This is a genomic window from Exiguobacterium sp. s152, from assembly GCF_018618335.1.
In the GTDB taxonomy this organism is placed as follows: Bacteria; Bacillota; Bacilli; order Exiguobacteriales; family Exiguobacteriaceae; genus Exiguobacterium; species Exiguobacterium chiriqhucha.
In genome coordinates, this window is sequence record NZ_JACSLX010000001.1 from 36,808 (window position 1) to 61,995 (window position 25,188).

A 25,188-nucleotide genomic window follows, 5' to 3' on the forward strand; every position below is an offset into this window, starting at 1 on the left:
TTAGAAAGAAGAGGCCCGTTTGTCCTGCTTCTTCTTCCGTTTTTTTCGCCAAACGAAAAAAACGATCACCCCGATTGCCAAAAGTCCGTAAATGGCGTACGAGTATACATCCAAATAGCTTAAAATCGATTCCCAATTCTCACCGACGCGAATGCCGATATAGATGAGAATTGTATTCCAAATCACCGTCCCCGCCGTACTGAGCAATAAAAATTTCAAGAACGGCATATTCGACATACCGGCCGGGATTGAAATCAAACTCCTCACGACCGGCATCAAGCGGCCAAAGAACACCATCCATCCTCCGTATTTGTCGAACCAGGCGTCGGCCCGATGCACGTCGGCAATGTCGAGCCGAATCCATTTGCCGTACCGTTTCGTCCACTTCTCGATTTGTTCGACATCCAAATAAAGTCCGATACCATACAGCAGGACCGCTCCTAGGATGGCGCCTGCCGTCGCTGCGAAGATGACGAGCGGGACGATCAAATCGGTCTTCACGGCGAAAAATCCGCCGAACAAGAGCACGACTTCCGAAGGAATCGGCGGGAACACGTTCTCAATAAAGATCATGAACGCGATACCGAAGTAACCGAACTGTTCAATGACTTGGATCATCCAGTCTCTCATGTGCTTCACCCTCCAATAGTTCCTACTATACCCGTCACGCCCGGTCAAAAACCGAAACAGCATGTTAAAATGAAGTACTTGAAGGAAAGCGAGGACATGACATGACTGAAGTAACACGTTGCCCATGGTGCGGCACCGACCCGTTGTACGTTCGTTATCACGATGAGGAATGGGGCAAACCCGTCCATGATGATCATAAGCACTTCGAATGTTTGACGCTCGAGAGCGCCCAGGCCGGTCTCAGCTGGATCACCATCTTACGGAAACGCGAGCATTACCGGGACGCCTATGCCGGGTTTGACGTCGCGACCGTCGCGACGTTCGACGAGACGGACGTGGAACGGTTGCTGACCAATCCTGGTCTCGTCCGAAACCGTCGTAAAATCGAGGCATCCATCAACAACGCCAAGCGATTCATCGAGATTCAACAAGAGTTCGGGTCGTTCGATGCCTACATTTGGTCATTCGTTGACAACACAGTGATTCGCAACGAGTGGGAATCGACCGACGACATCCCTGCCACGACCGAATTGTCCCATCAAGTGAGCAAAGACTTGAAGCGCCGCGGATTCAAATTTTTGGGACCGACGACCGTCTATGCCCACCTGCAAGCGACGGGCCTCATCAATGACCATCTCGCCTCTTGCTTCGCCAAATAATTTGATTATTTGGTCAATCCCTAAACAAAATCGTGCACTTCATTCATTTTTGTGACAAAATTTTGTCATGGTGCAATCCATAGATTTTGAAAGCGTTTTCATTACGAATGAGGGGGATGTTGTATGAACGGTGTATTGATTTCGATTACAGTGTATATGGCGCTCATGGTGTTACTCGGTGTCATCGCCTATCGGCGTACTGAGAGCATCGGCGACTATATGCTCGGAGGACGCGGCCTTGGTCCGGCCGTGGCGGCTTTGTCGGCCGGTGCTTCCGATATGAGTGGTTGGCTGTTGATGGGGTTGCCGGGGGCGATGTTCGCGACCGGACTCTCGAGCGGATGGATCGTCATCGGGTTGACGATCGGTGCGTACTTGAACTGGTTGCTCGTCGCACCTCGCTTACGGACATATTCGTATTTGTCCGAGGATGCCATCACGATTCCAGATTTCTTTGAGAAACGATTTAAAGATTCACGCGGGACGCTCCGGACGTTCTCGGCGGCCGTGACACTCGTATTCTTCACACTCTATGCCACGAGCGGGTTCGTGGCCGGTGGTCGCTTGTTCGAAGCCGTCTTTGATATCAATTTCGGGACCGGGGTCGTCATTTTGGCTTCGATTATCATCATCTATACGTTCATCGGTGGCTTTTTGGCCGTCAGTTGGACCGACTTCGTCCAAGGGCTCATCATGTTGTTCGCTCTCATCCTCGTACCGGCCATCGCCATCACGGCGACCGACGGGGTGAGCGCCGCGTTCCAGACGATCGGTGATATCGATGAGGCGCTACTCGATCCATTGACGGGGCAATCGCTCATCGGCATCGTCTCGCTATTCGCTTGGGGACTCGGTTACTTCGGACAACCGCATATCATCGTCCGTTTTATGGCCATCGAGAAGTTGCAGGACATCAAGAAAGCACGACGCATCGGCATCTCGTGGATGTTGTTCACCGTCGTCGGGGCGATGGCGACCGGATTGTTCGGCCTCGCCTACTACACCCAGCGCGGACTTGAAATCGACAACCCGGAAAATGTTTTCATCAATTTATCTGATTTGTTGTTCGTCGATCTCATCACCGGGGTGTTGCTCGCAGCCTTGCTTGCAGCTATCATGTCGACGATTTCGTCACAGCTCCTCGTCTCATCGAGTGCCGCGACGACCGATTTCTATCAGAAGTTCTTCCGAAAAGACGCCGGCGACCGCGAACTCGTCATGGTCGGCCGAATTACCGTCATCCTCGTCTCGTTGATTTCGATTTGGCTCGCGTTCGGGGCGGATGACACGATTTTGAACTTGGTTGGCTATGCTTGGGCCGGATTCGGCTCGTCATTCGGTCCACTCATCTTGTTCAGCCTGTTCTGGAAACGGACGACGCGTCAAGGTGCGCTGGCAGGCATGTTGACCGGTGCGTTCATCGTCATCGTCTGGAAAAACTTTGCTGCCGATTGGTTCGGGACCTTCGGCGAACTGTATGAGATGATTCCAGCGTTCTTGTTGTCGAGCCTTGCCATCTACGTCGTCAGTTTGATGACACCACCGCCGAGCTCGATTATCACGAACGAGTTCGAGGAGATGGAACACATCTTGAAGACAGAACGAATTTAACAAACAGCGTGCCAGGCTACAATCGCCTGGCACTTTTTCTTATTCCCTGACAAGGATATTCTTCTTCCATGGCGAATGAATGGAGTAGTCCAGTTTGAATGACACGAAAGGAAGTGACTCGTCCGTTGAAACGAGTAATCCGATATAAACAAACGATGTTGACTTTGCCCCTCCTCCTGCTGTTCGGCTGCGCGACCGCCGACGTCGAGACGTCTCCAGAGCAAACGGAGACCCCGGCTCCAGAGACCGAGGAGGAAGCCCCGGCACCCGTTCCGGAAGAGCCAGAACCCGTCGTGACGACGACGTCGCTTTATGCAATCGGCGACATCTTGTTACATGACAGCGTCTATAACGCCGCCAAGAGCGGAGACGGCTATGATTTCACTTCCGCCTTCGAACCGATTGCGCCGATTTTGACCGAGGCCGACATTGCCATCGCCAACCAGGAGAGCATGATCGGCGGCAGTCAGATCGGATTGTCGAGTTATCCCGCCTTCAACAGTCCGTATGAGGTCGGCGATGCACTCCAAGACGCCGGCGTCGATTTGGTGACGACCGCGAACAACCATACGCTCGACCGGGGTGTCACGGCCATCGAGAATTCAATCGCGCACTGGAACGAGATTGGCATGCCGTACACCGGTTCGTTCTTATCGGAGGCGGACAAGTCTGAGCTTCGGACGCTGACCGAGAATGACATCTCATTTGCCTTTCTCGCCTATACGTACGGGACGAATGGGGTCGTTCCGAAACAACCGTATCACGTCAATTACATCGATCTCGAGGCGATGACCCCTGAAATCGAAGCGGCCGAGCAAGCGGCCGATATCACTGTTGTCTCGCTTCATTTCGGGAACGAATACGAGACGGTCCCGAACGAGGCGCAACAGACGCTCGTCCAACAACTGTCCGACCTCGGGGTCGATCTCATCATCGGCCACCATCCCCACGTCCTCCAACCGGTCGCCTGGGTGGACGGCGCCGAAGGCAATCGGACATTCGTCGCCTACTCGCTCGGCAACTTCCTGTCCGGACAACAAGGGGACGACCGGAATACAGGTGGCATCGTCGGCATCGATGTCGTCAAGACGGTCGAGGCGGATGAGACGACGTTCGAACTCGCCAACCCGATGTTCTATCCGACGTTCACCCGCCGCACAAGTGCCGACGGTCCGTTCGAGGTCGTACCGCTCCAGACCGGCAAGCCGGAGCTGTTCGAGGCCACGAGCCAACACATGTCCCAATGGATGCCCGAGCTCGAAATCGTCCAATGAAGGATCACTTTTCACAAGTGATTCTTTTTTTTTTGCCAAAAAGGTTGCTTTACGGAGAATCATACGTTAGAGTAATTCGTATATTTATAAATACAGATGAATAATTATGTATAAGGGGTGTAAGGAAATGAAACAAAAACTCGTATTAGCTTATTCAGGTGGACTTGATACATCGGTCGCAATCAAATGGTTGGATGAACAAGGGTATGACGTCATCGCCTGCTGTTTGAACGTCGGCGAAGGAAAAGACTTGGAGCGCATCCAACAGAAGGCACTCAAAGTCGGGGCCGTCAAATCGGTCGTCATCGATGCGGTCGATGAGTTCGTCAACGATTTCGCCCGTTACTCGATGCAGGCCCATACGATGTATGAGGGCGTCTACCCGCTCGTCTCAGCCCTATCGCGCCCGCTCATCTCGAAAAAGCTAGTCGAGGTCGCTCAAGCCGAAGGCGCCATCGCCGTCGCCCACGGATGCACGGGGAAAGGGAACGACCAAGTCCGGTTCGAAGTGTCAATCCATGCGCTCGACCCGTCGCTTGAAATTATCGCCCCGGTGCGGGAGTGGAAATGGTCACGGGAAGAAGAGATCGCCTATGCGGCCGAGCACGGTATCCCGATTCCAATCGTCCAAGAAGAACCGTTCTCGATCGACCAAAACATTTGGGGCCGGGCCGTCGAATGCGGCATCCTCGAGGACCCTTGGGCCGCTCCACCAGCGAGTGCCTACGAATTGACGGCGCAACTCGAAGACACACCGAACGAACCGACGTATGTCGAAATCGAATTCAACGCCGGTGTACCGGTCGCCATCAATGGACATGCGGCGACGTTCACAGCCATTCTTGAGCAGTTGAACATCGTCGCTGGGGCCCACGGCATCGGGAAAATCGACCATATTGAGAACCGGGTCGTCGGCATCAAATCGCGGGAAGTGTACGAGGCACCGGGTGCGATGACGCTCATCACCGCACACCAGGCGCTCGAGGCACTCACACTCGTCCGGGAAGTCGCCCATTTTAAACCGATCGTCGAACAGAAGTTGACAGAGACGATTTATAATGGCTTATGGTACTCACCATTGACGAAAGCACTCCTCGCCTTCATCGATGAGACGCAACAGACGGTGACAGGTACGGTCCGGATGAAACTATTCAAAGGACAGGCCATCGTCGACGGACGGAAATCACCGATTTCGCTCTATGACGAACACCTCGCGACATACACGTCAGCCGACACGTTCGACCAGCAAGCGGCCGTCGGCTTCATCAAACTTTGGGGGCTGCCGACGAAAGTGCAAGCGGAAGTGCTCGCCGAGAAAGGAACGATGGTGCATGAGTAAATTATGGGGCGGCCGGTTCGAACAGACGGCCAGTGAATGGGTCGACGAGTTCGGGGCCTCGATTCATTTCGACGCCCAGCTCGTGTTAGAAGATATTGAAGGGAGCATCGCCCACGTGACGATGCTCGGGGAGCAACATATTTTGACAGCAGATGAAGTCGCGCAAATCGTCGCTGGTCTGAAGACGCTAGCCAAGAAGGCACAAGCGAGCGAATTGACGTTCAACGTCTTCCATGAAGATATTCATATGAACCTCGAGGCGTTGTTGCATGAAGAGATCGGGCCCGTCGCTGGAAAGATGCACACGGCCCGTAGCCGGAACGACCAGGTCGCGACCGATATGCACCTCTATTTAAAGCGCCGCGTCCTCGAGACAATCGAAGGGATTGAAGCCGTGCAGACGGCACTCTATGACCACGCCGCTCAGAACGTCGAGTCGATAATGCCAGGTTATACACATTTGCAACGGGCACAGCCAGTCTCGCTGGCCCATCACTTGCTCGCTTACTTCTGGATGCTCGAGCGAGACAAGGAACGTTTCAGTGACAGCTTGAAACGGATCGACATGAGCCCGCTCGGTGCCGGGGCTCTCGCTGGGACGACCTTCCCGATCGATCGCCACCGTTCGGCCGAACTACTTGGATTCGCAAACGTGTATCCGAACAGCCTGGACGCCGTCAGCGACCGTGATTTCATCTTGGAATTTTTATCGAACGCGTCGCTCCTCATGATGCACTTGTCACGGTTCTGTGAGGAGTTGATTCTTTGGAGCAGTGAAGAGTATCGGTTCATCACGATCTCTGACGTGTTCTCGACGGGATCGAGCATGATGCCTCAGAAGAAGAACCCGGACATGGCCGAACTCGTCCGCGGGAAGTCGGGACGGGTCGTCGGCAATCTGATGGGGCTGCTGACCATTATGAAAGGCTTGCCGCTCGCCTATAATAAAGACCTGCAAGAAGACAAGGAAGGCATGTTTGACACCGTCAAGACGCTCCAAGGAAGCCTCAGCATCATGGCCGGCATGATTCAAGACATGACGTTCCACACGGACACGATGAAACAAGCGACCGAGCGCGATTTTTCGAACGCAACCGAGCTCGCCGACTATTTGACGGCGAAAGGCATGCCGTTCCGGGAGGCGCATGAAGTGACGGGGACACTCGTCCGCTACTGTATCGACCATCGGCTGTATTTGGTGGAGCTCCCGCTTGAGACGTATCAAGCCCACTCTGGATTGATTGAACAGGACGTCTACGAGGCACTCTCACCGGTGACGGCCGTCAAACGCCGCAACAGCTACGGCGGGACGGGCTTCGACTCGGTTCGCACCCAACTAAACGAGGCGGCAGGAAAACTGCCACAGCGCACTTAAATAAAAGAGCATTTGGTCACTTAAGACCAGGTGCTCATTTTATGCTTGTCAACCTTATCCAATGGTGTTAACCTTATTTTAGTTAACGTTAACAGAAAAGGGGTTTACATAATGAAGATTCATGATTTAACGCAAATCGCTATCGGCGCCGCCCTGCTCGCGAGCATCGGTTCAATCGCTATCCCGATCGGCCCTGTGCCAATCACGCTGCAAATGCTCGGCATCATGACCGTCGCTTCGATCCTTGGGGCCAAAAAAGGTGGACTCGCTGTCGTCGTCTATCTCTTGCTCGGTTTAATCGGATTACCGGTGTTGAGCGGTTCGGGCGGACTTGCACCGTTCGTCGGTCCGACGGTCGGCTATCTGCTTTCCTTCCCGATTGCGGCCTTTTTGATTGGATGGTTCTCGGAACGGCATCGTTCGTTCCCTGCCCTCATCGGCTACAACGTCTTATTTGGACTCGGTCTTGTCTATTTGCTCGGCAGTCTTGGGTTGCAAGCCGTGTTTGGTATGACGTTCATCGATGCGCTCAAAGTGAACATTCCGTTCATCATCGGCGACTTAATCAAAGCAGTGTTGGCGGCAGCTATCGCTTATAAAGTGTCCACCAACCCTCAAATGCGCAAAACCCTCGCCTCTTGAAGGTTCAAACGTTTCAGCGGAAAGTATAGGTGGAACGTATATAGTATGGAAGGGGGTGTCCTTATGAGCGATTCGACGTTTAAAAAACGTTTGGCTAAAGCGACCCATCGCTTTCCGAAAGGACAACGACGCGGGAAAGACGAGACGCGGCACGAGAAGCGCGATATCGAGGCGTTCGAACGACGTCTGCTGGAAGCGAAAAGTAAAGTCGGAGAGATTCAAGAAAACATTGACCATATTGCCAGACGTTAAAACCTCGTCCTCGGACGGGGTTTTTTACTGTGCTGAACTGGTTAAGAATGCTTGGTACGTCTCGTCGATTTGAATACCAATGGAATGGTTCCCACAAACAAACCCCCGTCCGTAGACGAGGGTTTAGGATTACTTCGAACGCGGTCGGATGAACAGCGCGACGATGAACGAGAGTGCGAGCACGACGAGCAGTCCGAGCGAGAGATCGTTATAACCGAGCAAATTGAGGGCGACACTGATGGCGACGGCGACATAGAAGCCACCGAGCGCCTTTTTGACGAGTTGCGAACTGAACCGCTGCAACTGTTTCGCCCCGATTGGTGAACCAATCATCGCACCGGCGATGAGCGCCAAGCCGTGCCAATAGTTCGCATCGGCTCCGGCGACGGCATAGTTGATCACGCCCGAGACGACGATGAGGAACGCCGCGGCGATACTCGTCCCAACGGCCCGTTTCATCTCGGTGTTGAGTAACTTGACTTGAAGTGGCGTCAATACGAACCCACCGCTGACACCCATAAGTGACGAGATGAATCCGCCGAACAACCCGATGAACCCGAGGCGTGGGACCGACTCCGAATCGACGCTACCCTCTTCGTGCTGTTTCGACCGGAAGAACGAGACGGCGAAATACGTCAACAGCGCGATATAGGCGAGCGAGATGACCGGCTTCGCGCCGTCGAGTGTCTCTAGATAAAATACGAGCGGCGTCGCCACCCACGTCCCGACGACCCCGAACGCGCCAATTAAGAGGGCGTGTTTCGGATTGACGTTCTTTAATTTGATATGGGAGATCGTACCGGCCGTCGTTGACCCGAGCGTGAGCATGAGACTGAGGGCGATGGCCGCGCTCGCCTCGTATCCGAAGACGAGCAAGAGCGGCGTGAGTAAAATCCCGCCCCCGATGCCGAAGAATCCGCTCAAAATTCCGATGAGCGTTCCGAGCAAAAGAAACGATAGTAATGCTGTGACGTCCATGAACAAACCTTCTTTCTTTCCTTTTCATAACTAATCATAACAAAAAAGGAGCGCATGTTGCGCCCCTCACTTACAACACACGCTCTAAAAATTCGAATACCGTCCGGCGATATTCGGTTTGGAACGATCGATGCGACTGCACGTGCCCATCATTCTCGGTCACCCACAGTTCGACATCCTCGCCGGCTTTGGCCAATTGCTCGCTCTCGCTTACGGGAATGGCATCGTCACCTTGACTATGAATCAATAACACCGGTGCCTCGATTTGAGCCATATCGTCAATCGGTTTGACCACATCCGCGTCGAGCCCCGTAAACCAAGGCGTCACCGTCATGATGACCGGTGTGAACGGGAAGTTCGGTAAATCGCTCCATACCGGCAGATTCGTCTCGAGATAGCCGCGGAGGTCACTGAACGGGCTATCAGCGATGACGGCGGCGACATCGGTCTCGTCAGCCGTCGCGAGTGCTGTCGCGGCACCCATCGAAACCCCATATAAGACGATGGGCCCGTCCGAGCGCTCTTTCGCGTACGCGATGGCGGCAGCAAGGTCAGATTGCTCCTTTGCCCCGACCGTCACGCGATCCCCTTCTGAAATTCCGGAGCCGCGAAAGTCGAACGTCAAAAACTGATACCCTTGCTCATGGAATTCCGGAATCAATTCTTTGAGCGGCAAATCGGATTGTTCACGGTTCTTCCCGTAGCCATGCGCGAAGACAATCGTCGCACGCGGCGTCGGGTGCGGGATCCACCAGCCGTATAATTCCTGTTGATCCTCTGATTCGATCGTGATGTTCTCATACTTGACGCCTAGCGTCTTAGGGGTGAACGTCAACGTCTCCCGTTCAGGTGACGTCAATTGATCCCCGATGTGGGCCGAGATGCCCACGACGGCAAGAAACGCGACGAAAACCAATACGCCGACGGCGATTCCCATATATTTGACCCAACGATTCATCGCAGTGCCCCTCTCCTAAGTATAGTTCGCATCAGCCGTCTCACCGGAGCCAGCTCCGTAAGGCGACGAGCGCATGTTGTACCGGCTCCCACGTCTCAGACGGGATGACGTAACATGTCGCCTCGTGAATCGTGAACGTCTTGACGTCCGCCCGTTTGACGATATTCTCTCCAATGGCACCGAACGGGTCACTGTTGACGTCGGTATGCTCGAACGTCTTCCACACCCGTTGACCGTTCTCCATTAACGCACATTCGAACGGCTTCACCGGACCGTCAATCCCGTATTCGGCATAATGCCATAACGTTGTCGCATCGAGCGGCGAACCGAGATGTAATATTTTCGCATCGCGCTCAATCATCCGTTCAATCGGCGACCCTGGCCCGAAGCCGACGTCGAGCGTATGTCCGGCCACGATGTGTTCGGCGTCCCGTCCCCACGCGGCGACCGACCACATCGGGTGATCGCTCCGGAACACTTCCGGATACGAGCGGAACAGCTCTGGGACACGACCCATCCCTCGGGTCGCTGTTTTCGCCGGGTCATACGCTGGCATCTCATCACGGATGGTCTGCCACCATTCGACTGGGACCGGTGGGGCTTCCCATTCAGCGGGATTTGAATTATCCCCGCTCTGGGTCGCCATCATGATGAGCCCGTCCGGTCCGACCGTTTCTTGGAGCGCCTCGATGACCGTCTGAGGCCCGCCGCACACCCAGCCAAGTTTTGATAGCGACGTGTGGACGAACAGTGCGTCCCCTCGTCGAATGCCCGCCTCTTGCAGGTGGGCCACTAACGTTGTTTTCGTTTCCATATGTTTCATCGGTCTCACTCCACGATGAGCTGGATCGTTGACCCGCTCCTTGATTTCTTGACTTCAATCCGGGCATCGACCCGGTCTTTCAATTCTTGGACGTGGCTGATGACCCCGACGAGCCGGCCGCTCGATTGCAGCGACATGAGCAATTCAATCGCTTGATCGAGCGATTCGGCGTCGAGCGTCCCGAAGCCTTCATCGATCAGCATCGTCTCGAGACTGACCCCGCCACTCAACTGTTGGACGACCTCGGCCAATCCAAGGGCGAGCGAGAGCGATGCCTTGAACCCTTCGCCGCCCGATAAGTTTTGGACCCGGCGTGACTGACCGGTATAGGCGTCAAAGACTAATAATTCGAGACCCGACTTGGCATTTCCTTTCGCCGTCTCGATTTTCCGCTCCAATTGGAACTGTCCGCTCGTCATTTGATCGAGATGGACGTTGGCCGCATGGAGAATTTGATCGAAGAACGCCGTCTGCACGTACGTCTCGAACGTCAATTTTTGCGGATTCAGGCCACGTCCGGTGTCGGCGATCAATTTGACCGTCTCCAGATTCCGTTGATCCTCATCCGTCTTCTCCCGTAACGCGTTCCATTCGGCGACGATGTGACGATGGCGTTTCAATTGCCCGTCCGCCGTCACGAGTTGTTCCGACAGCGTTTCGAACGAACGGCCCTCTTCGTGCAACTTCTCCTGGAGGCGTTCAAGGTCTGGTCGCGGACGGTCCCCGATTTTCTCGTTCAGCGCCTTGACGGCGTGTTCGAGCCGGACACCTTCCTCAAGCTCAGTCGCTTGGCGCTCGCGTAGTTCGGGCAGTTGCTCGACGCGCAAGCGATACTCCTTGAACACAGCTTCAGTCAACTCAATTCTCTCGAAAGCGGCCTCCAGTTCAGCCGTCGCTTCGGAAAGACGAGCATGTTCGAACTCGAGTTGTTCGCCAAGGAGACGGAGTCGTTCCGCTTCCCCCCACTTCAATCGATTCAATTCTTCAAGCCGACGTTCATACGTCTCCACGTTTCGTTCGATGTGAGCGAGTCGCGTCGCGAGCTGATTCCGCTCGGTCTGCAACATCTCTAACGTCGTCCCATCCGGTTGACGCATCGACTGAAGCTTCTCTTGGACGGTTTGGAGCTGTTCGAACAACTTCTGTCGTTCTTCAGCCTGCACACGCTTCGCCGTCTCGAGTTGCTTCAATTCGGTTGTGGTCGACCGCAGGAGACGCTCCATCCGTTGTCGTTCTTCGGCTTCTTGACGCAACTGACGGATGCGGGCGTCTTGGTGTTGCATCGCAGTGTCAGCTGCATCATCTAGCTTCAACTCAAGTCGAGCGAGATCGCGTTCACGGATCAGTTCATCGAGTTGGCGTTTGAGCGCCCGATAATCCGCCCGAGCTTCATGGAGGTCGGCCTCAATCCGTTTCAGTGTCTCAACGGCTGAGCGATGACCAGCTTGGTCGATGGACGTCCCCATTCGCTCGACGTGTCCGTGGGTCAATGAACCGCAGACCGGACAAGGTTCCCCCGCTTCGAGATGCTCGCGTAGCGTGTCGGCCATGAGCGCATGCTCGGCCTCGACGAATTGGTCGACCTGTTTCGTCTGGGCGGTGAATTGTCGTTGGACTTCCTTCCCGTTGCGTTCACAGGCACCGAGTCGTTCCGTGACCTCTGCCACTTTCGACTCGAGTCGAACCTGATGTTGGAGCTGACTATACAGTCGTTCGGCCTCGACGAGTTGGTCTGGGGCCGGTGCGTGTTCCAGTTTAGCCGCAAGTTCACCTTCGGTCGCTCGGAGCTCCTGGAGACGCGCTTCTTCTGAGAACAGACTGAGCGGCTCCAACCGGCGTTTCAAGTCATCCCGACGTCTAGTGGCCCGGTGCCATTCATCGACATAGGGCAACATCTCGTCAATCGCATTGACGCGACTTGTCGCTTGGTCTGCCTCCTGGCGCATGGTCGTGATGGCCTCTGCTTCTGCCTTCAACTCCTCCAACTGTCTCGTGTAGCCTTCGTCTCGTTGACGGGATACATCGCGTTCACGGGTCAACCGTTCGATATCATGACGCACCGTTTCGGTACGTTGATAGAGCGGGCTGATGCTCGCCACTTGTTCAAGTCGCAAGATGAGCGCCTGGCGTTCTTCGCGTGCTTGTGCCGCTTGGCGGAATGCTTGGAGCGCGGTTGCGCGCACGTCCCGCTCTTCCATCAACTCTGCGAGCGCGGTCGCTTGATTTACTTCTCGGCGCAGCGCCTCGAGTCGTTCCTCACCAGTCCGGCGCTTTGCCTGTAGCGTGTCCCGCACCGCCAAGAGTCGCTCCTCCCGGGCGTCGAGCCACGTTACGATTTCAGGCAAGTTGCGGGTCGACATGTCCTCGACGGCCTCATCTTCGAGTTCCAACAGTTTTAAACGCGTCGTCTCGACCGCCCATTCGACTCGTTTGCGATACTTGCCGTAACGTTCGATCCAATCCTCCTGAAAGGCGCGGTACGCCTCCGTCTTGAAGATTGATTGCAGAATCTGTTGCTTCTTCGTCGAATCGGAATCGAGGAGCTGACGGAACTGGTTCTGCGGCAACAGCAAGATTTGACTGAACTGCTCATAGCTCAGCTGCAACAACGATTCAATCGTCTGCTCGACGTCGTTCACTTTCGTCGCCAACGGTTTCCATGTTTCTTTCCATTCATAGAGCACCGCCTCGTGCGGAATCGGTGTCTTGTTTTTCGGGTGCGGCTGTTGTGGTTGGCGGACGATCCGATACCGTTCGTCGCGAATCGTGAACGTGAAGTCGATTTCAGTCTTCCGTTCCGGGTCCGCATATTGGCTTCGGAAATCGCTGGCGTTCCGGAGCGCCCCGCTGGCCCGGCCATAGAGTGCGAACGTCATCGCGTCAAAAATGGTCGTCTTTCCGGCACCGGTCCGGCCGCTGATGACGAACATCGATCGTCCTTCAAGCTGCGTAAAATCGATTTGTTCCGTCTCGGCGTAAGGACCAAAGGCGGAGATGGTTAATTGTTCCGGTCTCAAATCGATTCCTCCCCTTCTAAGAAGCGTTGCACCGTCGCATCGGCATCGCGGCCGTGGACGGCTTTAAAGAAGTCCATATATACATCCTCGACTGATTGCCGCTCGAGCTTCTCACGTTCGAAGCGGGACGTCTGGTCTTGGCGACGCAACAACTCGAGTTCGAGGTGTAAGATATTCGGATAGACGGTCCGTAATTTCGCCATCGGGTCGAATAACGCACGTTCATCGGTCAAGACGATTTTCAAATAGTCGTCGACGGCCTCATCTTGATAAAACGACGGGTCGAGTAGCTCGTTCAGCGTCCCGGTCAAAATGCGCAAATCTCGTCGCGCTTTTAGCGGGCGCCGACGGCGTGTCCATGTCCCGTCCCATTCGATGACGTCGACCGATTTCATATGGGACGCCTCGGAGAACGAATATTTCATGAGCGAGCCGCTGTACGCGACCCGGTCGTCGCGGATGGCGTCACGGTTATGCAAGTGTCCGAGTGCCGTATAGCCGAACGGCGCGTATAGTCCTTTGGCGACTTGCCCTGCCGTCCCGACGGACAGCTGCCGTTCGGAATCGGTCTCGAGTCCACCGGCGACGAAACTGTGGCCGACGGCGACCGCGCGTGCATCAATCGCCCCGTATGAGTCAATGACTGCGGCGAGTGCGTCATGATGGGTCCGAATCGACTCGTCGCCGAACGCATAACGGATGCGCGCCGGCTCAAGGAACGGCATCAAATAAAATGGGATGTCGTTCACGACAATCGGCCCTGTGCCTGGGTCAACCTTCCCGACGATATGGAGACCGACTTTCGTCAACAGTTTGGAGCTGTATTGGAGCCGCTCGGCCGAATCATGATTGCCGGCGATGGCGAGCACGGGGATGCCCCGCTCGAGGACGAGCGCGCGCCACATCTCATCGAGCAGATCGACGGCCTCAACGGGCGGCACGGCCCGATCATATAAATCACCGGCGACGACGATGGCGTCAGGCTTCTCCTCGTCGACGATGTGTAAGAAAGACTCAAATAAAATGATTTGTTGTTCTTCTGTCATATGGCGGCCGTGGACGATTTTACCTAAATGCCAATCGGCCGTATGTATCCATTTCATGCGACTTCACCTCTGATTCCATTCTAGCATTATTCCGGTGTACGATTCGACGTCTTGACACTTGTTTTCGAAACAGCGAAAGTTAATAGGAAAGGGGGACGTATCATGGAGTCCACATCTACATGGCAAGCCTTTCTGCGCTTGTTCCGTGTCGCTCAACCACCGAAAGGTCTGTTTATCGGTGCCGTATTGATTTCATTGCTTCAAGCGATGGCTTCACTCGCCATTCCGCTCATCTTGCAACGCGTCGTCGACAATTGGAGCGAGGCCGCGCTCGACGCCCGCCTCGTCGCCATCTTCGTGACGGCGTTTCTCATCCAAGTCGTCTCGAGTGCGATTTCGATTTATTGGCTACATATCGTCGGACAACGGGTCGTCGCCAATTTGCGGACGACGTTATGGGAGCATCTCGTCGCCCTCCCAATCCCGTTCTATGACGGCGTCAAATCAGGGGATCTCGTCTCACGGTTAAATAACGACACGACGACGTTGCAGCAGCTCTTGTCCGAACAGAGCGTCCGTCTCTTGACGTCGTTCGTTTCGGTCATCGGCGCCGTTGGTATCTTGTTCACGCTCGATTGGCAGATGACGCTCGTCATCTTGTTCTCCGTGCCGACGACACTTCTTATCGTCATCCCGCTCGGGCGTAAACTTCGGAAAATCGCCAAGGCGACGCAACATGAGCTCGGTGACTTGTCCGGGTTTTTCGCTGAACTGCTCGGAGAGATCCGGCTCGTCAAATCACAGGCGACCGAATCCGTCGAGGTCGCAGAAGGAAAACGACGCATTGAGCGTCTCTTCGGCCTCGGTGTGCGCGAGGGACGGATTCAAGCGATTTTGATTCCGCTCCTGAACGTCACGTTGACGGCGATGCTGATCGCCATTCTCGGCTTCGGGGCTTATCGCGTCTCGACCGGTGCCTTATCGACCGGTTCGTTGCTCGCGTTCATGCTGTACTTGTTCCAAATCATTACGCCGCTCATCACGATGACGGAGTTTATCACTCGGCTCCAAAAAGCACGCGGGGCCACCGAACGAATCTCGGAACTGCTCGCCATCGAGCCGGAACCGTACACGGATAAGCCGTCGACGATTCGGCAGTCATCGCTCTCGTTCGAGGGCCTGACGTTCCGCTATGGCGACCAACCTGTCATTGACGACGTGACGCTCACTGTCCCGTTCGGTGCCACGACAGCCATCGTCGGACGCAGCGGTGCCGGCAAGACGACACTGTTCGCCCTCGTCGAGCAGTTCTACCTTCCGTCGAGCGGACACATCCATTACGGGGACCGGGACATCTCAACCTACGGCCGCAACGAATGGCGGCAAGTCATCGGCTACGTCGCCCAAGATTCGCCCGTCTTATCCGGGACGGTGCGGCAAAATATCTTATACGGCTTGACCCGGACCGCGACCGAGGACGAGATTCGTCACGCCTGTGATATGGCCAATGCCTGGTCGTTCATCGAGGCGATGCCGGACGGGCTCGACACGGAAATCGGCGAGCGCGGCGTCCGGCTATCTGGTGGACAGCGCCAACGACTCGCCATCGCTCGGGCGCTGTTACGTGACCCGCAAATCTTATTGCTCGACGAGGCGACATCAAGCCTTGACTCGGAATCCGAGCGTGTCGTCCAAGAAGCGCTCGACCGGCTCATGACAGGACGGACGACACTCGTCATCGCCCATCGGCTCTCGACCGTCCAACATGCCGATCAAATCGTCGTGCTCGAGGACGGCGGCATCAGCGGGCTTGGGACACATCAAGAGTTGCTTCGGGAAAACGTGCTCTATGAACGACTCGTGAAACAACAACTTTTAGGAGGCAATCAACTATGAAGACAGTCGGATTTATCGGACTCGGTGTGATGGGTCAATCGATGGTCAGAAACTTAATGAAGGCGGGATTCGAAGTCCAAGCGTATACGCGGACGAAAGAGAAAGCGGCTGATTTATTTGCGGAAGGTGTCCGTTGGTGTGATTCGGTCGAAGCCGTCTGTCAAAACGCCGATGCCGTCATCACCATCGTCGGCTATCCGTCTGACGTCGAGAGTCTTTATTTCGGGGACGGTATGATTTTGCAATCGGCTGAGCCAGGAACGCTCGTCATTGATATGACGACGTCTTCGCCACTCCTGGCCGAACGGATCGCTGATGCCGCAATCGATCGCAGCTTGCTCCCGCTCGACGCACCGGTCACGGGCGGTGACGTCGGTGCCAAGAACGGCACGTTGTCGATTCTCGTCGGCGGCGGCGAATACGCCTTCACGAAGGCGCGACCGCTGTTCGAGGCGATGGGCCAATCGATTGAACGGATGGGGTATGCCGGAAGCGGCCAATATGGGAAACTCGCCAATCAGATCGCAATCGCCGGCATCATGATGGGCAACGCCGAAATGCTCGCCTTCACGAAACGGGCCGGGCTCAATCCCGATCAATTGCGCCAGACGATTCGGGGCGGTGCCGCGGGCAGCTGGACGCTCGAGAACCTTGTTCCCCGGATGATTGTCGAGGACTATGCTCCTGGTTTCTTCATCAAGCATTTCCTGAAGGACATGAAACTCGCCCTCGAGAGCGCCGAACAGTTGAACATCAAACTGCCGAGCCTCGAGTTGGCGTATAAACTGTACTCCATCCTCGAAGAGAACGGCTACGGCGAGAACGGGACGCAGGCGCTCATCGAATACTACATGCATCAGGACGTTTGAATCGTCCCGCTCGTGGAATTAGTAGTACAGAAGGGAGCGATTACAGATGCCATGGAATATGAAAGACTATCCGGAATCACTGAAAAACTTCGACCCGCTCGTCAAAAAGAAAGCCATCGATATCGCCAACGCCTTGCTCGCCCAAGGTTACTCCGATCAAAAGGCGATTCCAATCGCCACGGAACAAGCGAAGAAATGGCACGAACATGCCTCAAAAGAAGAGAAATCTGAGTTTCGTGACGCTCCTGACCCACAAAAGTCGGATCGGCACGGAACATAAAAACAACCGGTCGGCTCATGAGCCGACCGGTTGTTCGTTTGCATCTGTCTGTGCCTTGATTTCGAGATATAACCCGGCGAGCGCCGTACTGATATAAGGCTGTACGAAGATATAGGCCAATCCGCCCGTGAACATGACGAGGACGTACCAGCCGATGAAACTCGCATACAAGCGCAACATCGTCCGTTTATGGCCGCGCATGAGACGCTGGCTTTCTCGCATTGCTTGAAACGCAGACAGTTCCGGTTGGTCCCGTAACACGAACGGGACCATGCGATACGTCAAATAGAACCAGACACCAGGGACAATCAAGAACAGCATGAGCACGTTCAACCCGAGATAAAAGACGGCATAATACGTGACGGACCGAACGTAATCTTTGAGCGAACCGAACGCATCGAACAAGAGCCCGAACGATGGCTTCTCGGCTTTGGCGATATCGAGGAACACCCAGTTGCGTCCCAGTTCGAGCGGGGCGAGTAAGACGGTCGCACCGTACAGCAGACAGATTGACACGAACAGGACGCTCGGGTCGGTCGATTCCAAATCGAGCTGCGTCGTGATGACCGCCTGAACGAGCATCGTCGCCACGACCGCAAGCAGCGAGATGCCCCAGTTGCCGGACAACATCCGAAGAGCAAATTGTTTATAGACTGATGATTGCATGACTTCACCTACAGTATCGTTTTCTTCATTATAGCAAAAAAACAGTCAGCCGACTTTTTTTAGCGTGCCATCTGTTGTTTGATTGCCTTGAACTTGTGCTCATCCAAGCGGCCCTCGGTCCGTACCCCGCTTCCGACATGGACGAAATCAACGCCTAGCCGGTCGATCAGTTGCGCCACATTATCGGCCGTGATGCCGGCACCCGGGAGGACGTTCATCTCCGCCACCTCATGCATCGCACTTAATCGGTCTATGCCTTCTAGTGCCGTCGCTTGTCCTCCGGACGTCAAGACGTGGTCAACTTCTGGGAAGTCGTTTAGCACCGTGATCGCGTCCATCAAGTCGGCCGCGTCATCGATGGCCCGATGGAACGTGAGCACCATCTCGCCTTTATGTTTAATCACTTCTCCGAGCAGCGCCTCATCGATACGCCCTTCGCTCGTCAAGGCTCCGAAGACGATGCCATCGGCCCCGAGTTCACGGCAAAGACCGATATCAGCCAAAATCGTCTCTTCATCTTCCTCGTCATAGACGAACGAGTCCGCATGGGGCCGAATCATGACGTGCACAGGAATGGTAGCCTGTTCGAGCACGTTACGAATCGTCCCGAAACTCGGTGTCGTCCCGCCGGCTGGCAGATCGGCAATCAATTCGAGCCGGTCCGCCCCGAACCGTTCAGCCGTCTTGGCTTCGGTCAACGTTGTCACAATCACTTCAATCATGAAATCCCTCCTCGTTATGGTGCGAAGCGCCACTCGACCTCATGTTCCGCCAGGGCGCGCTTCCAATCCGTCGGTTCCGGAAAATCAGAGATGATGGTCGTCACCTTTGAAAAGTCGGAGACCCGATAGCGTTTTTGTTGATTGAACTGGGTGTGGTCGGCGAGCAAGTAACATTGACGCGATTGATCGATGACCGCCTGCGTCACGGTCGAGAGACCATGGGCATCACACGTCAAGCCGAGCGAGGCATCGACGCCCTCGACAGACAGGATGGCCATATCGAACACGTACGCCTTCAGTTGCTGCAGGACGTGCTCGCCGACGGTGACGAGATGTTTCGGATCAATCGTCCCACCGAGTAATTGGATATCGCCAGTAAACACGCCCTTGGCCCGTTGTTCAAAGAGCGCCTTGGCGACCATGAGCGACGGAGTGACGACGGTCAAATTTCGTCCACGAAGTCTGGCCGCAACTTGCTCTGGGGCGACGCCGTGTCCGATATACAGCAACATATCATCCTCGACGAGCTGAAACGCCGTATAGGCGATGCGACGAATCCCGTCCATGTTCGAGATCATCATCGGTTGGAATGAGACGCTCTGATGGAGCACCGCCCCGCCATACACCCGCTTGATTCGATGCTCTTTCTCAAGCTCTTCTAAGTAGCGGCGAATTGACTCCCCCGAGACGTTCAACCGTTCAATCAACTCGCTCGTCTTCACTTTGCCTTCCCGTTCAATCCATTCAACAATCTTTTGTTTACGTTCTTCTCCAATTAAAGACACTTCCCTGCCTCCTCCGCAAATATCGCTTCCTTTTTCAGTGTAGCGAACGGATGTAAATTTAACGTAAACAGAAAGTAAAGAACGGGCAAATCCAACAGTTTTTTCGAACTTTTCGGCAAAAATCAACGGAAATCCACAAAAAGACAGCCTCATCAAAATGGTTGAAGTTTCACCTTCTCGTTATTTAATGAAAAAACGACCATCCCTTCTCTGTATATCGAGCAGGATGGTCATCGATTGTTACTTTCGCTTTTGAAACAGCGGCACTTTAGGCTCTGTGCCCGCACGGATTCGTTGCCAGTTCGAGCGGTGCTTGATGATGATGAACAAGGCGAGCGGGACAATGACGATGAGCGGCAACCAGTCTTTGGCGATGATGCCATAGGCGACGACGGTCACGATGCCAACAACAGAAGCTGCTATCGATGAGAGCGACACCATCTTTGAAATTAGCAACGTCACGATGAACGTGCCGACGACGACGACGAAAAACCATGGGAACGCAGCAAGCAGGATACCCGCGCTCGTCGCCACCGATTTTCCGCCCTTAAATTTGGCGAAGATAGGGTAAGAGTGGCCGATGATGGCCGGAATCCCAGCGAGGAGCAGACTCATTTCGCTTCCGAATAGAAGCGGCAATAATGCCGCGACCAAGCCTTTCCCCATATCCCCTAATAGGACGATCGTACCCGCTTTCTTCCCAAGCACGCGAAACGTGTTCGTCGTGCCCAAGTTCCCGCTCCCGTGCTCGCGGACATCGACTTTATAGCCGAGCTTACCGACGAGGAGGGCGAACGGGATTGAACCGAGTAGATAGCTGATGATGATAATGATGATTTCTGTCAAATAAGGCATCGCGATTCCCCTTAATTCATGGATTGCTCGAGGTAGCGTTCAAACGGGACGTTCGTCTTATGAACGTTCGTCGCATGCTCCACCCCGATGTAGCGTAAGTGCCACGGTTCAAACATATAACCCGTCTCCGCCTCATAGGCGCGTTGATAGCGGACGATGAACCCATACGTATGGGCATTGTCGGCCAACCACTTGCCTTCTTTCGTCTGTTCAAGGCTCTGTGTCAATTGATACCCGACCGAGGCGCTCGAGACGTCTATGGCGAGTCCCGTCTGATGTTCTGAATGACCCGGCGGTGCCGAATACTTCATCGCTTGTTCTTTTCCGTCTTTGGCGACATAGGCGTTGAACAATTGCACTTGATAGTCGTATGAACGGAACGCGCTCGTCCCTTTCAAATCGATTCCGGCCGTTTTCGCACCGGTCATCAATTTTTCGATTGCCTGTGCCGCTTCTTTACGGAGCATCCTCCGCTCCCCGGACGCCGTGTCGACAAAGTCGATGTTCGCCGTCACGAGGTCGTTCGGTTTGTAACCGGCCGGCAAGGCGATTTTTTTATTGACGAGGATAAGCGTATCGAGTTTCACGTTCGCCATCCCGTTTTGTTCAAGCGGCTGGCTCGGCGTTTGAGCCGGTTCTTCTACAGGCGGTGCTTCCACAACAGGTGCTTCTTCGGCCTCAGGTTCGTCTGCTGCCGGTTCTTCCGCAGGCTCGTCTTCTGCAGGGGGCTCGGCTTCAGTCGCCGGAGCTTCTTCAACCACTTCGTCTTCTGTATCCGTCGACGCAGCGGCCGGAGTTTCTGTTTGTTGTTCGGTTTCAGCCGGTTTGTTATCGGCTTCTTCCGTTTCGTTTTGGTTGCTCGTGTTACAGCCCACCAACGTGAGCGTCAAGGCGCAGCATACCATCAACAGAGATGGTTTTCGCATGCGATCTTCCCCTTTCTTTGTACAAAAAATACCGTCAAGATATGATACCATACTGACGGTACAAAAGAACCACTGTTATGTGACGGGACTCATGACACGCATATACATGTCATGCCACTCTGGAAACTCGCGGTCGAGACGGACCGGCTTGAAGTCGCCCTGTTTGACGACGACGTGGGTCGTCTTCGCCGAACCGACGAGATTTCCGTCTTGATCGGTCAACTCATAGCCATAGACGGTCCGAATCTTGGAATAGCTGTCGACCCATACCCGGACGTGGACCGTATCGCCGAACGTGACGCTCTTCTTATAGTCGACCGAGACGTTCGTCACCGGAGAGACGAAGCCCGCCTGTTCCATGTCTTTATATTCGACCCCGAGCTCGCGCAATAATTCAGTACGAGCGATTTCGAGATACACTAAATAGTTCGCATGATAGACGATGCCCATCATGTCGGTCTCTTGGTAGCGGACCGGAATCTGAATCGTATGCATTAAATCGTCCTCGCTTTCAAGGTCATTATATTATAACTTGGTCTTAATATCTACTACTAAAATCTGATTCAAGTCGTCAGTTTCAGCCTGTCTTTCAATCAAACGGTATGACTGTCTCGCGATGGCTTCATCAATCAACGACAGTGCCGTCCGCGCGTTCGGCCGGTCGATACCAGACAGTCGCTCTTTAAGCGCTTGCTCCACCGTATCGTCATACGTATAGCCAAATTTCGCGGCATACGTCTTAGCAATCTCGACGAGTTGGTCGGTCGAATAATCCTCGAACTGGATGGTTCGCTTAATCCGACTACTCAGTCCAGGATTGGACTCGATCAATCGCCGCATCGGCGCCTCGTATCCCGCCATGACGACGACGAGGTTGTCCCCGTGCTTCGGCATCTCGTCGACGAGCGTATCGATTGCTTCACGACCGTAATCGTTCGGTCCGCCGTTCAAACTATAAGCCTCGTCAATCAACAACACACCGCCGAGCGCATCGCGGATGGCAGCCTTCGTCTTCTGTGCCGTCTGACCGACATAACCACTGACAAGATCGGCCCGGCTGACGACTTTCAAGTGTCCGCGTTTCAAGTAACCGGTCTTCTTCAGCAATTGGGCATAAAGGTGGGCGAACGTCGTCTTCCCTGTCCCGCTGTTGCCGACGAGTGCAGCATGAAGTTGGACAGGTGCCGTCTTCAATCCAAGTTCGCGGCGCCGTTTTTGAATCGTGACGAGCGCCTCGATTTCACGCAGTTGCCGTTTCGCCTCTTCCATCCCGACCAAGTCGTCGAGCGTCGGGGCTGACGTGTCCTCGGTCGCATCCATCTCAAAATCGATTTCCGTCAACAAGGCCATCTCGTCGAGCGGGGCATCGGCACCGAAGCGAGATCCTTTTTTGAACATGGCGTCGAGTAAAATGTTATGCACCGTGCGCGCGTTCCCGAACGTGGCGTCGACCCGTTCCCGGTCAATCCGCGCAATCAAGGCGCGCTTCGCCTCGACCGTCAGGACGTAATTGTTCTCCGCTGCCACTTTCTCGCCGATGGCGACGAGCTCGTCATCACTGTAGTTCGGCAACTCGTAATGGTTCGATTCCGGGAAACGCGAACGTAGTCCCGGATTGGCCAATAGAAAGTGACGCATCTCTTCCGGATAACCGGCGAGGATGACAACGAATTTCCCAGCGTACTCACCACTCGTCATCGCGGCGACGAGCGTATCGATGGCTGCCTGTCCATAGTCACTCCCGCTCGCATCCTGACGTTTAAGCGCGTACGCCTCGTCGATGAACAGGACTCCGCCCTCGGCTTCTTTCACTTTGTTCATGACTTGCTCTTCCGTCTGTCCGACGAACGCGCCGACGAGACTCGACCGATCCGCCTCGACGACGTCGGGACGAGCGAGCAAACCGAGCTCAAAATAAATCTCGGCCATGAGGCGCGCGAGCGTCGTCTTACCGGTGCCTGGGTTTCCCGTGAACACGAGATGGAGCGAAGGTTGGTGTTTGGACGAGAAGCCTGCCTTCTCCCGTTCTTTTTGAAACAAGAGGAAGCGGTACCACGCTTTGACACGTTGCTTCACGTCCGTGAGCCCGATCATCGCCTCGAGTGATTCAATCGCGCTCGACCGAACTTGTTCCGTCTGTTCCGGCAAATGTTCGACGATCGTGGCCAGTCGCTGTTTGACGAGCCCGACCCGCTCACCGAAACGGTGGAACGCCTCACGGCTGAAGTAATTGCCTTGCATCGATGCCAAGAGCGAGGCCGTGTCATCTTCGAGTGCGGCCACTTCTTGCATCGCCTCGATGACGACAAGGAATAACCGCTCGAGCTGTCCTTTGAATTCCGAGTCCCGAAGGTCGGATTTGGCACGGTCAATCTCGTCGTGAAGCTGTTCAAGTTGCTCGAGCAGTTCCGACGTCTTCGCTTCGTATTCGGTTAAAATTTGGACTTTCATCGACGCGTAATCCGCCTCACGTAATTTCGGCCATTCGACGTGCAAATGTTGTTTATGACGTCGCAACACTTCGTATAATTGACTGACGCGGAGAGCTGGCGGTAATGCGTTGAGCGACTCCAATTCCTTGACCCAACGATGTAATAACGGGTCGATAGTCTGGCGCGCTTCGAACCGTCTCGTTGCGAGGAGCGTCAAGGTGCGAATCAACTCTTGACGGTGACCGGTCGCGCGCGACCAATGGGCGTAAGACAATAGCGCCGCTTCCTCGATGCGTCCACCCGCTTCCCAGGCCGTCAAGTCCGATTGCACTTGATCCAAGGTGATCTGTTTCATAGTATTCTCCTTTTTAGACGACAAAGGAGCCGACGTTTTAGTCTGCTCCTCGCCGGATTATCGTGATTCAAAAGAAGTCATCCGAATCGAATGGAACAACTTCCCGTTGTTTCGTGATTCGGCAGCGAGCAAGATTCGCTCGTTCGCGTCGACGTAATACGTGACCGCTTCTTCATTGTCGTCTTCACTGAATATCGATGGGTACTTTTCGACCCATTCTGCCGGGACAGCTTCAGGTGACTCTTTCTTGACGAACGCTTGCGCGGTCCGTCCGATAATATCGACGTCACCTTCGCTCGAACCGAGCGTCCCATCGTCGAGCCATTTACGAATCTGTTCATTCGTCGCCCGCGACAAGAATGGGTGCGGAGCCACGGCGCCGGAGCTCGTCTCTTGACTATTCGTCTCCTCGCCGTCCGGGTTGAACTCACGATAAACGGTTCCGTCCCACTCGGCCCGGGCACCAACGTTAGGGCCCTCCACGACCTCAGACACGAAGTGACCGTCATCATCGTATGTCACTTCATATTCGCGAACTTCCAACGTCTCGCCGTTTTCCGGCAATTTTTTCTCTTCATATCCGATTATGACGGATGTATAGAACGGTTCGGCCCGGTTGACGCGGCCCTCGTCGTCATTCAAGTTCATGATCGAGTAAAAGTTATAGGCGAGCAGGGCGCCGACAATGAGGATTCCCGCAAAAATCACCCAACTCAATCGCTTTTTAACATGTTGTTTCATAGAATGCCCTCCCAATCTTCTTCACTTACTATCCTACACTAGCGAGAGGGTCCTGCA

24 protein-coding genes are annotated in these 25,188 nt (G+C 54.6%); 10 read left to right on the top strand and 14 right to left on the bottom strand.

What is annotated here, in order from left to right; translation table 11 throughout:
• Complete coding sequence (locus KNP72_RS00215; RefSeq protein WP_214720197.1) at nt 1-630, bottom strand: DedA family protein; 630 nt, start codon at nt 628-630, stop codon at nt 1-3.
• 101 nt (nt 631-731) lie between these two features.
• On the opposite strand from KNP72_RS00215, the gene KNP72_RS00220 reads away from it, so the two are divergent.
• The 7 genes from KNP72_RS00220 to KNP72_RS00250 all read left to right on the top strand — a co-directional run bounded on the left by KNP72_RS00220 (nt 732) and on the right by KNP72_RS00250 (nt 7,782).
• Entirely contained in the window at nt 732-1,289 is a 558-nt protein-coding gene (locus KNP72_RS00220; protein ID WP_214720198.1) for a DNA-3-methyladenine glycosylase I, read from the top strand.
• Nucleotides 1,290-1,412: 123 nt separating this feature from the next.
• Entirely contained in the window at nt 1,413-2,900 is a 1,488-nt protein-coding gene (gene putP / locus KNP72_RS00225; protein WP_214720199.1) for a sodium/proline symporter PutP, read from the top strand.
• A 155-nt stretch (nt 2,901-3,055) separates the two neighbouring features.
• The gene (locus KNP72_RS00230; RefSeq protein ID WP_214720233.1) at nt 3,056-4,174 is read left to right on the top strand and encodes a CapA family protein; all 1,119 of its coding nucleotides are present in this window, start codon (nt 3,056-3,058) and stop codon (nt 4,172-4,174) included.
• Between the two features lie 127 nt (nt 4,175-4,301).
• Nucleotides 4,302-5,513 (top strand): argininosuccinate synthase, encoded by a 1,212-nt coding sequence (locus KNP72_RS00235; RefSeq protein ID WP_214720200.1) that lies wholly within the window; start codon nt 4,302-4,304, stop codon nt 5,511-5,513.
• Nucleotides 5,506-6,888 (top strand): argininosuccinate lyase, encoded by a 1,383-nt coding sequence (gene argH, locus KNP72_RS00240; protein WP_214720201.1) that lies wholly within the window; start codon nt 5,506-5,508, stop codon nt 6,886-6,888. The genes KNP72_RS00235 and argH overlap by 8 nt, the downstream gene beginning before the upstream one ends.
• A 111-nt stretch (nt 6,889-6,999) precedes the next feature.
• Nucleotides 7,000-7,530 carry a biotin transporter BioY gene (locus tag KNP72_RS00245; protein WP_214720202.1) on the top strand — a complete coding sequence of 177 codons (531 nt, stop codon included), beginning with the start codon at nt 7,000-7,002 and terminating at the stop codon, nt 7,528-7,530.
• A gap of 63 nt (nt 7,531-7,593) precedes the next feature.
• Nucleotides 7,594-7,782: a hypothetical protein gene (locus KNP72_RS00250; protein ID WP_214720203.1), complete on the top strand. Its 189-nt coding sequence runs from the start codon at nt 7,594-7,596 to the stop codon at nt 7,780-7,782.
• Nucleotides 7,783-7,911: 129 nt separating this feature from the next.
• Here KNP72_RS00250 and KNP72_RS00255 read toward each other — a convergent pair whose 3' ends face one another.
• The 5 genes from KNP72_RS00255 to KNP72_RS00275 all read right to left on the bottom strand — a co-directional run bounded on the left by KNP72_RS00255 (nt 7,912) and on the right by KNP72_RS00275 (nt 14,661).
• Nucleotides 7,912-8,760 (bottom strand): sulfite exporter TauE/SafE family protein, encoded by an 849-nt coding sequence (locus KNP72_RS00255; protein ID WP_214720204.1) that lies wholly within the window; start codon nt 8,758-8,760, stop codon nt 7,912-7,914.
• A gap of 70 nt (nt 8,761-8,830) precedes the next feature.
• Nucleotides 8,831-9,718, bottom strand: a complete 888-nt coding sequence (locus tag KNP72_RS00260) for an alpha/beta hydrolase (protein ID WP_214720205.1) — start codon at nt 9,716-9,718, stop codon at nt 8,831-8,833.
• 40 nt (nt 9,719-9,758) lie between these two features.
• Nucleotides 9,759-10,541 carry an AAC(3) family N-acetyltransferase gene (locus tag KNP72_RS00265; RefSeq protein ID WP_214720206.1) on the bottom strand — a complete coding sequence of 261 codons (783 nt, stop codon included), beginning with the start codon at nt 10,539-10,541 and terminating at the stop codon, nt 9,759-9,761.
• Nucleotides 10,542-10,546: 5 nt separating this feature from the next.
• On the bottom strand, nt 10,547-13,558 hold the full coding sequence (locus KNP72_RS00270; protein ID WP_214720207.1) for an AAA family ATPase: 3,012 nt from the start codon (nt 13,556-13,558) through the stop codon (nt 10,547-10,549).
• Entirely contained in the window at nt 13,555-14,661 is a 1,107-nt protein-coding gene (locus tag KNP72_RS00275) for an exonuclease SbcCD subunit D (RefSeq protein WP_214720208.1), read from the bottom strand. The genes KNP72_RS00270 and KNP72_RS00275 overlap by 4 nt, the downstream gene beginning before the upstream one ends.
• Before the next feature lie 105 nt (nt 14,662-14,766).
• On the opposite strand from KNP72_RS00275, the gene KNP72_RS00280 reads away from it, so the two are divergent.
• From KNP72_RS00280 to KNP72_RS00290, 3 genes are read left to right on the top strand one after another with little or no spacing between them, the layout of a single operon-like run.
• On the top strand, nt 14,767-16,500 hold the full coding sequence (locus tag KNP72_RS00280) for an ABC transporter ATP-binding protein (protein WP_214720209.1): 1,734 nt from the start codon (nt 14,767-14,769) through the stop codon (nt 16,498-16,500).
• Nucleotides 16,497-17,369: an NAD(P)-dependent oxidoreductase gene (locus KNP72_RS00285; RefSeq protein ID WP_214720210.1), complete on the top strand. Its 873-nt coding sequence runs from the start codon at nt 16,497-16,499 to the stop codon at nt 17,367-17,369. Before KNP72_RS00280 ends, KNP72_RS00285 begins: the two co-directional genes overlap by 4 nt.
• Before the next feature lie 46 nt (nt 17,370-17,415).
• Nucleotides 17,416-17,649: a DUF2188 domain-containing protein gene (locus tag KNP72_RS00290; protein WP_021067563.1), complete on the top strand. Its 234-nt coding sequence runs from the start codon at nt 17,416-17,418 to the stop codon at nt 17,647-17,649.
• Nucleotides 17,650-17,664: 15 nt separating this feature from the next.
• Here the strand turns inward: KNP72_RS00290 and KNP72_RS00295 are convergent, their stop codons facing one another.
• From KNP72_RS00295 to KNP72_RS00330, 8 genes are all read right to left on the bottom strand, one after another.
• Complete coding sequence (locus KNP72_RS00295; protein ID WP_214831769.1) at nt 17,665-18,315, bottom strand: DUF975 family protein; 651 nt, start codon at nt 18,313-18,315, stop codon at nt 17,665-17,667.
• Between the two features lie 59 nt (nt 18,316-18,374).
• A complete protein-coding gene (locus tag KNP72_RS00300) occupies nt 18,375-19,037 on the bottom strand; it encodes a copper homeostasis protein CutC (protein WP_214720212.1) in 663 nt (220 codons plus the stop codon).
• 14 nt (nt 19,038-19,051) lie between these two features.
• Entirely contained in the window at nt 19,052-19,822 is a 771-nt protein-coding gene (locus KNP72_RS00305; RefSeq protein WP_214720213.1) for a DeoR/GlpR family DNA-binding transcription regulator, read from the bottom strand.
• 240 nt (nt 19,823-20,062) lie between these two features.
• Nucleotides 20,063-20,677, bottom strand: a complete 615-nt coding sequence (plsY, locus tag KNP72_RS00310; protein WP_214720214.1) for a glycerol-3-phosphate 1-O-acyltransferase PlsY — start codon at nt 20,675-20,677, stop codon at nt 20,063-20,065.
• Between the two features lie 11 nt (nt 20,678-20,688).
• Nucleotides 20,689-21,603: a M15 family metallopeptidase gene (locus tag KNP72_RS00315; RefSeq protein ID WP_214720215.1), complete on the bottom strand. Its 915-nt coding sequence runs from the start codon at nt 21,601-21,603 to the stop codon at nt 20,689-20,691.
• 75 nt (nt 21,604-21,678) lie between these two features.
• Nucleotides 21,679-22,098, bottom strand: a complete 420-nt coding sequence (locus KNP72_RS00320; RefSeq protein ID WP_214720216.1) for an acyl-CoA thioesterase — start codon at nt 22,096-22,098, stop codon at nt 21,679-21,681.
• Between the two features lie 30 nt (nt 22,099-22,128).
• Nucleotides 22,129-24,390, bottom strand: coding sequence for an AAA family ATPase (locus tag KNP72_RS00325; RefSeq protein ID WP_214720217.1), 2,262 nt, complete (start codon nt 24,388-24,390; stop codon nt 22,129-22,131).
• Between the two features lie 57 nt (nt 24,391-24,447).
• Nucleotides 24,448-25,131 carry a hypothetical protein gene (locus KNP72_RS00330; RefSeq protein WP_214720218.1) on the bottom strand — a complete coding sequence of 228 codons (684 nt, stop codon included), beginning with the start codon at nt 25,129-25,131 and terminating at the stop codon, nt 24,448-24,450.
• Nucleotides 25,132-25,188: the final 57 nt, after the last annotated feature.

Excerpts from the sequence above, each read along its gene's own strand:
- KNP72_RS00330 (WP_214720218.1), bottom strand. The coding sequence starts at position 25,131 with ATGAAACAACATGTTAAAAAGCGATTGAGTTGGGTGATTTTTGCGGGA.
- argH (WP_214720201.1), top strand. The coding sequence starts at position 5,506 with ATGAGTAAATTATGGGGCGGCCGGTTCGAACAGACGGCCAGTGAATGG.
- KNP72_RS00235 (WP_214720200.1), top strand. The coding sequence starts at position 4,302 with ATGAAACAAAAACTCGTATTAGCTTATTCAGGTGGACTTGATACATCG.
- KNP72_RS00320 (WP_214720216.1), bottom strand. The coding sequence starts at position 22,098 with ATGCATACGATTCAGATTCCGGTCCGCTACCAAGAGACCGACATGATG.
- KNP72_RS00285 (WP_214720210.1), top strand. The coding sequence starts at position 16,497 with ATGAAGACAGTCGGATTTATCGGACTCGGTGTGATGGGTCAATCGATG.
- KNP72_RS00265 (WP_214720206.1), bottom strand. The coding sequence starts at position 10,541 with ATGAAACATATGGAAACGAAAACAACGTTAGTGGCCCACCTGCAAGAG.
- KNP72_RS00245 (WP_214720202.1), top strand. The coding sequence starts at position 7,000 with ATGAAGATTCATGATTTAACGCAAATCGCTATCGGCGCCGCCCTGCTC.
- plsY (WP_214720214.1), bottom strand. The coding sequence starts at position 20,677 with ATGCCTTATTTGACAGAAATCATCATTATCATCATCAGCTATCTACTC.
- KNP72_RS00295 (WP_214831769.1), bottom strand. The coding sequence starts at position 18,315 with ATGCAATCATCAGTCTATAAACAATTTGCTCTTCGGATGTTGTCCGGC.
- KNP72_RS00230 (WP_214720233.1), top strand. The coding sequence starts at position 3,056 with ATGTTGACTTTGCCCCTCCTCCTGCTGTTCGGCTGCGCGACCGCCGAC.
- KNP72_RS00250 (WP_214720203.1), top strand. The coding sequence starts at position 7,594 with ATGAGCGATTCGACGTTTAAAAAACGTTTGGCTAAAGCGACCCATCGC.
- KNP72_RS00300 (WP_214720212.1), bottom strand. The coding sequence starts at position 19,037 with ATGATTGAAGTGATTGTGACAACGTTGACCGAAGCCAAGACGGCTGAA.
- KNP72_RS00255 (WP_214720204.1), bottom strand. The coding sequence starts at position 8,760 with ATGGACGTCACAGCATTACTATCGTTTCTTTTGCTCGGAACGCTCATC.
- KNP72_RS00325 (WP_214720217.1), bottom strand. The coding sequence starts at position 24,390 with ATGAAACAGATCACCTTGGATCAAGTGCAATCGGACTTGACGGCCTGG.
- KNP72_RS00215 (WP_214720197.1), bottom strand. The coding sequence starts at position 630 with ATGAGAGACTGGATGATCCAAGTCATTGAACAGTTCGGTTACTTCGGT.
- putP (WP_214720199.1), top strand. The coding sequence starts at position 1,413 with ATGAACGGTGTATTGATTTCGATTACAGTGTATATGGCGCTCATGGTG.
- KNP72_RS00315 (WP_214720215.1), bottom strand. The coding sequence starts at position 21,603 with ATGCGAAAACCATCTCTGTTGATGGTATGCTGCGCCTTGACGCTCACG.
- KNP72_RS00260 (WP_214720205.1), bottom strand. The coding sequence starts at position 9,718 with ATGAATCGTTGGGTCAAATATATGGGAATCGCCGTCGGCGTATTGGTT.
- KNP72_RS00275 (WP_214720208.1), bottom strand. The coding sequence starts at position 14,661 with ATGAAATGGATACATACGGCCGATTGGCATTTAGGTAAAATCGTCCAC.
- KNP72_RS00280 (WP_214720209.1), top strand. The coding sequence starts at position 14,767 with ATGGAGTCCACATCTACATGGCAAGCCTTTCTGCGCTTGTTCCGTGTC.
- KNP72_RS00220 (WP_214720198.1), top strand. The coding sequence starts at position 732 with ATGACTGAAGTAACACGTTGCCCATGGTGCGGCACCGACCCGTTGTAC.
- KNP72_RS00290 (WP_021067563.1), top strand. The coding sequence starts at position 17,416 with ATGCCATGGAATATGAAAGACTATCCGGAATCACTGAAAAACTTCGAC.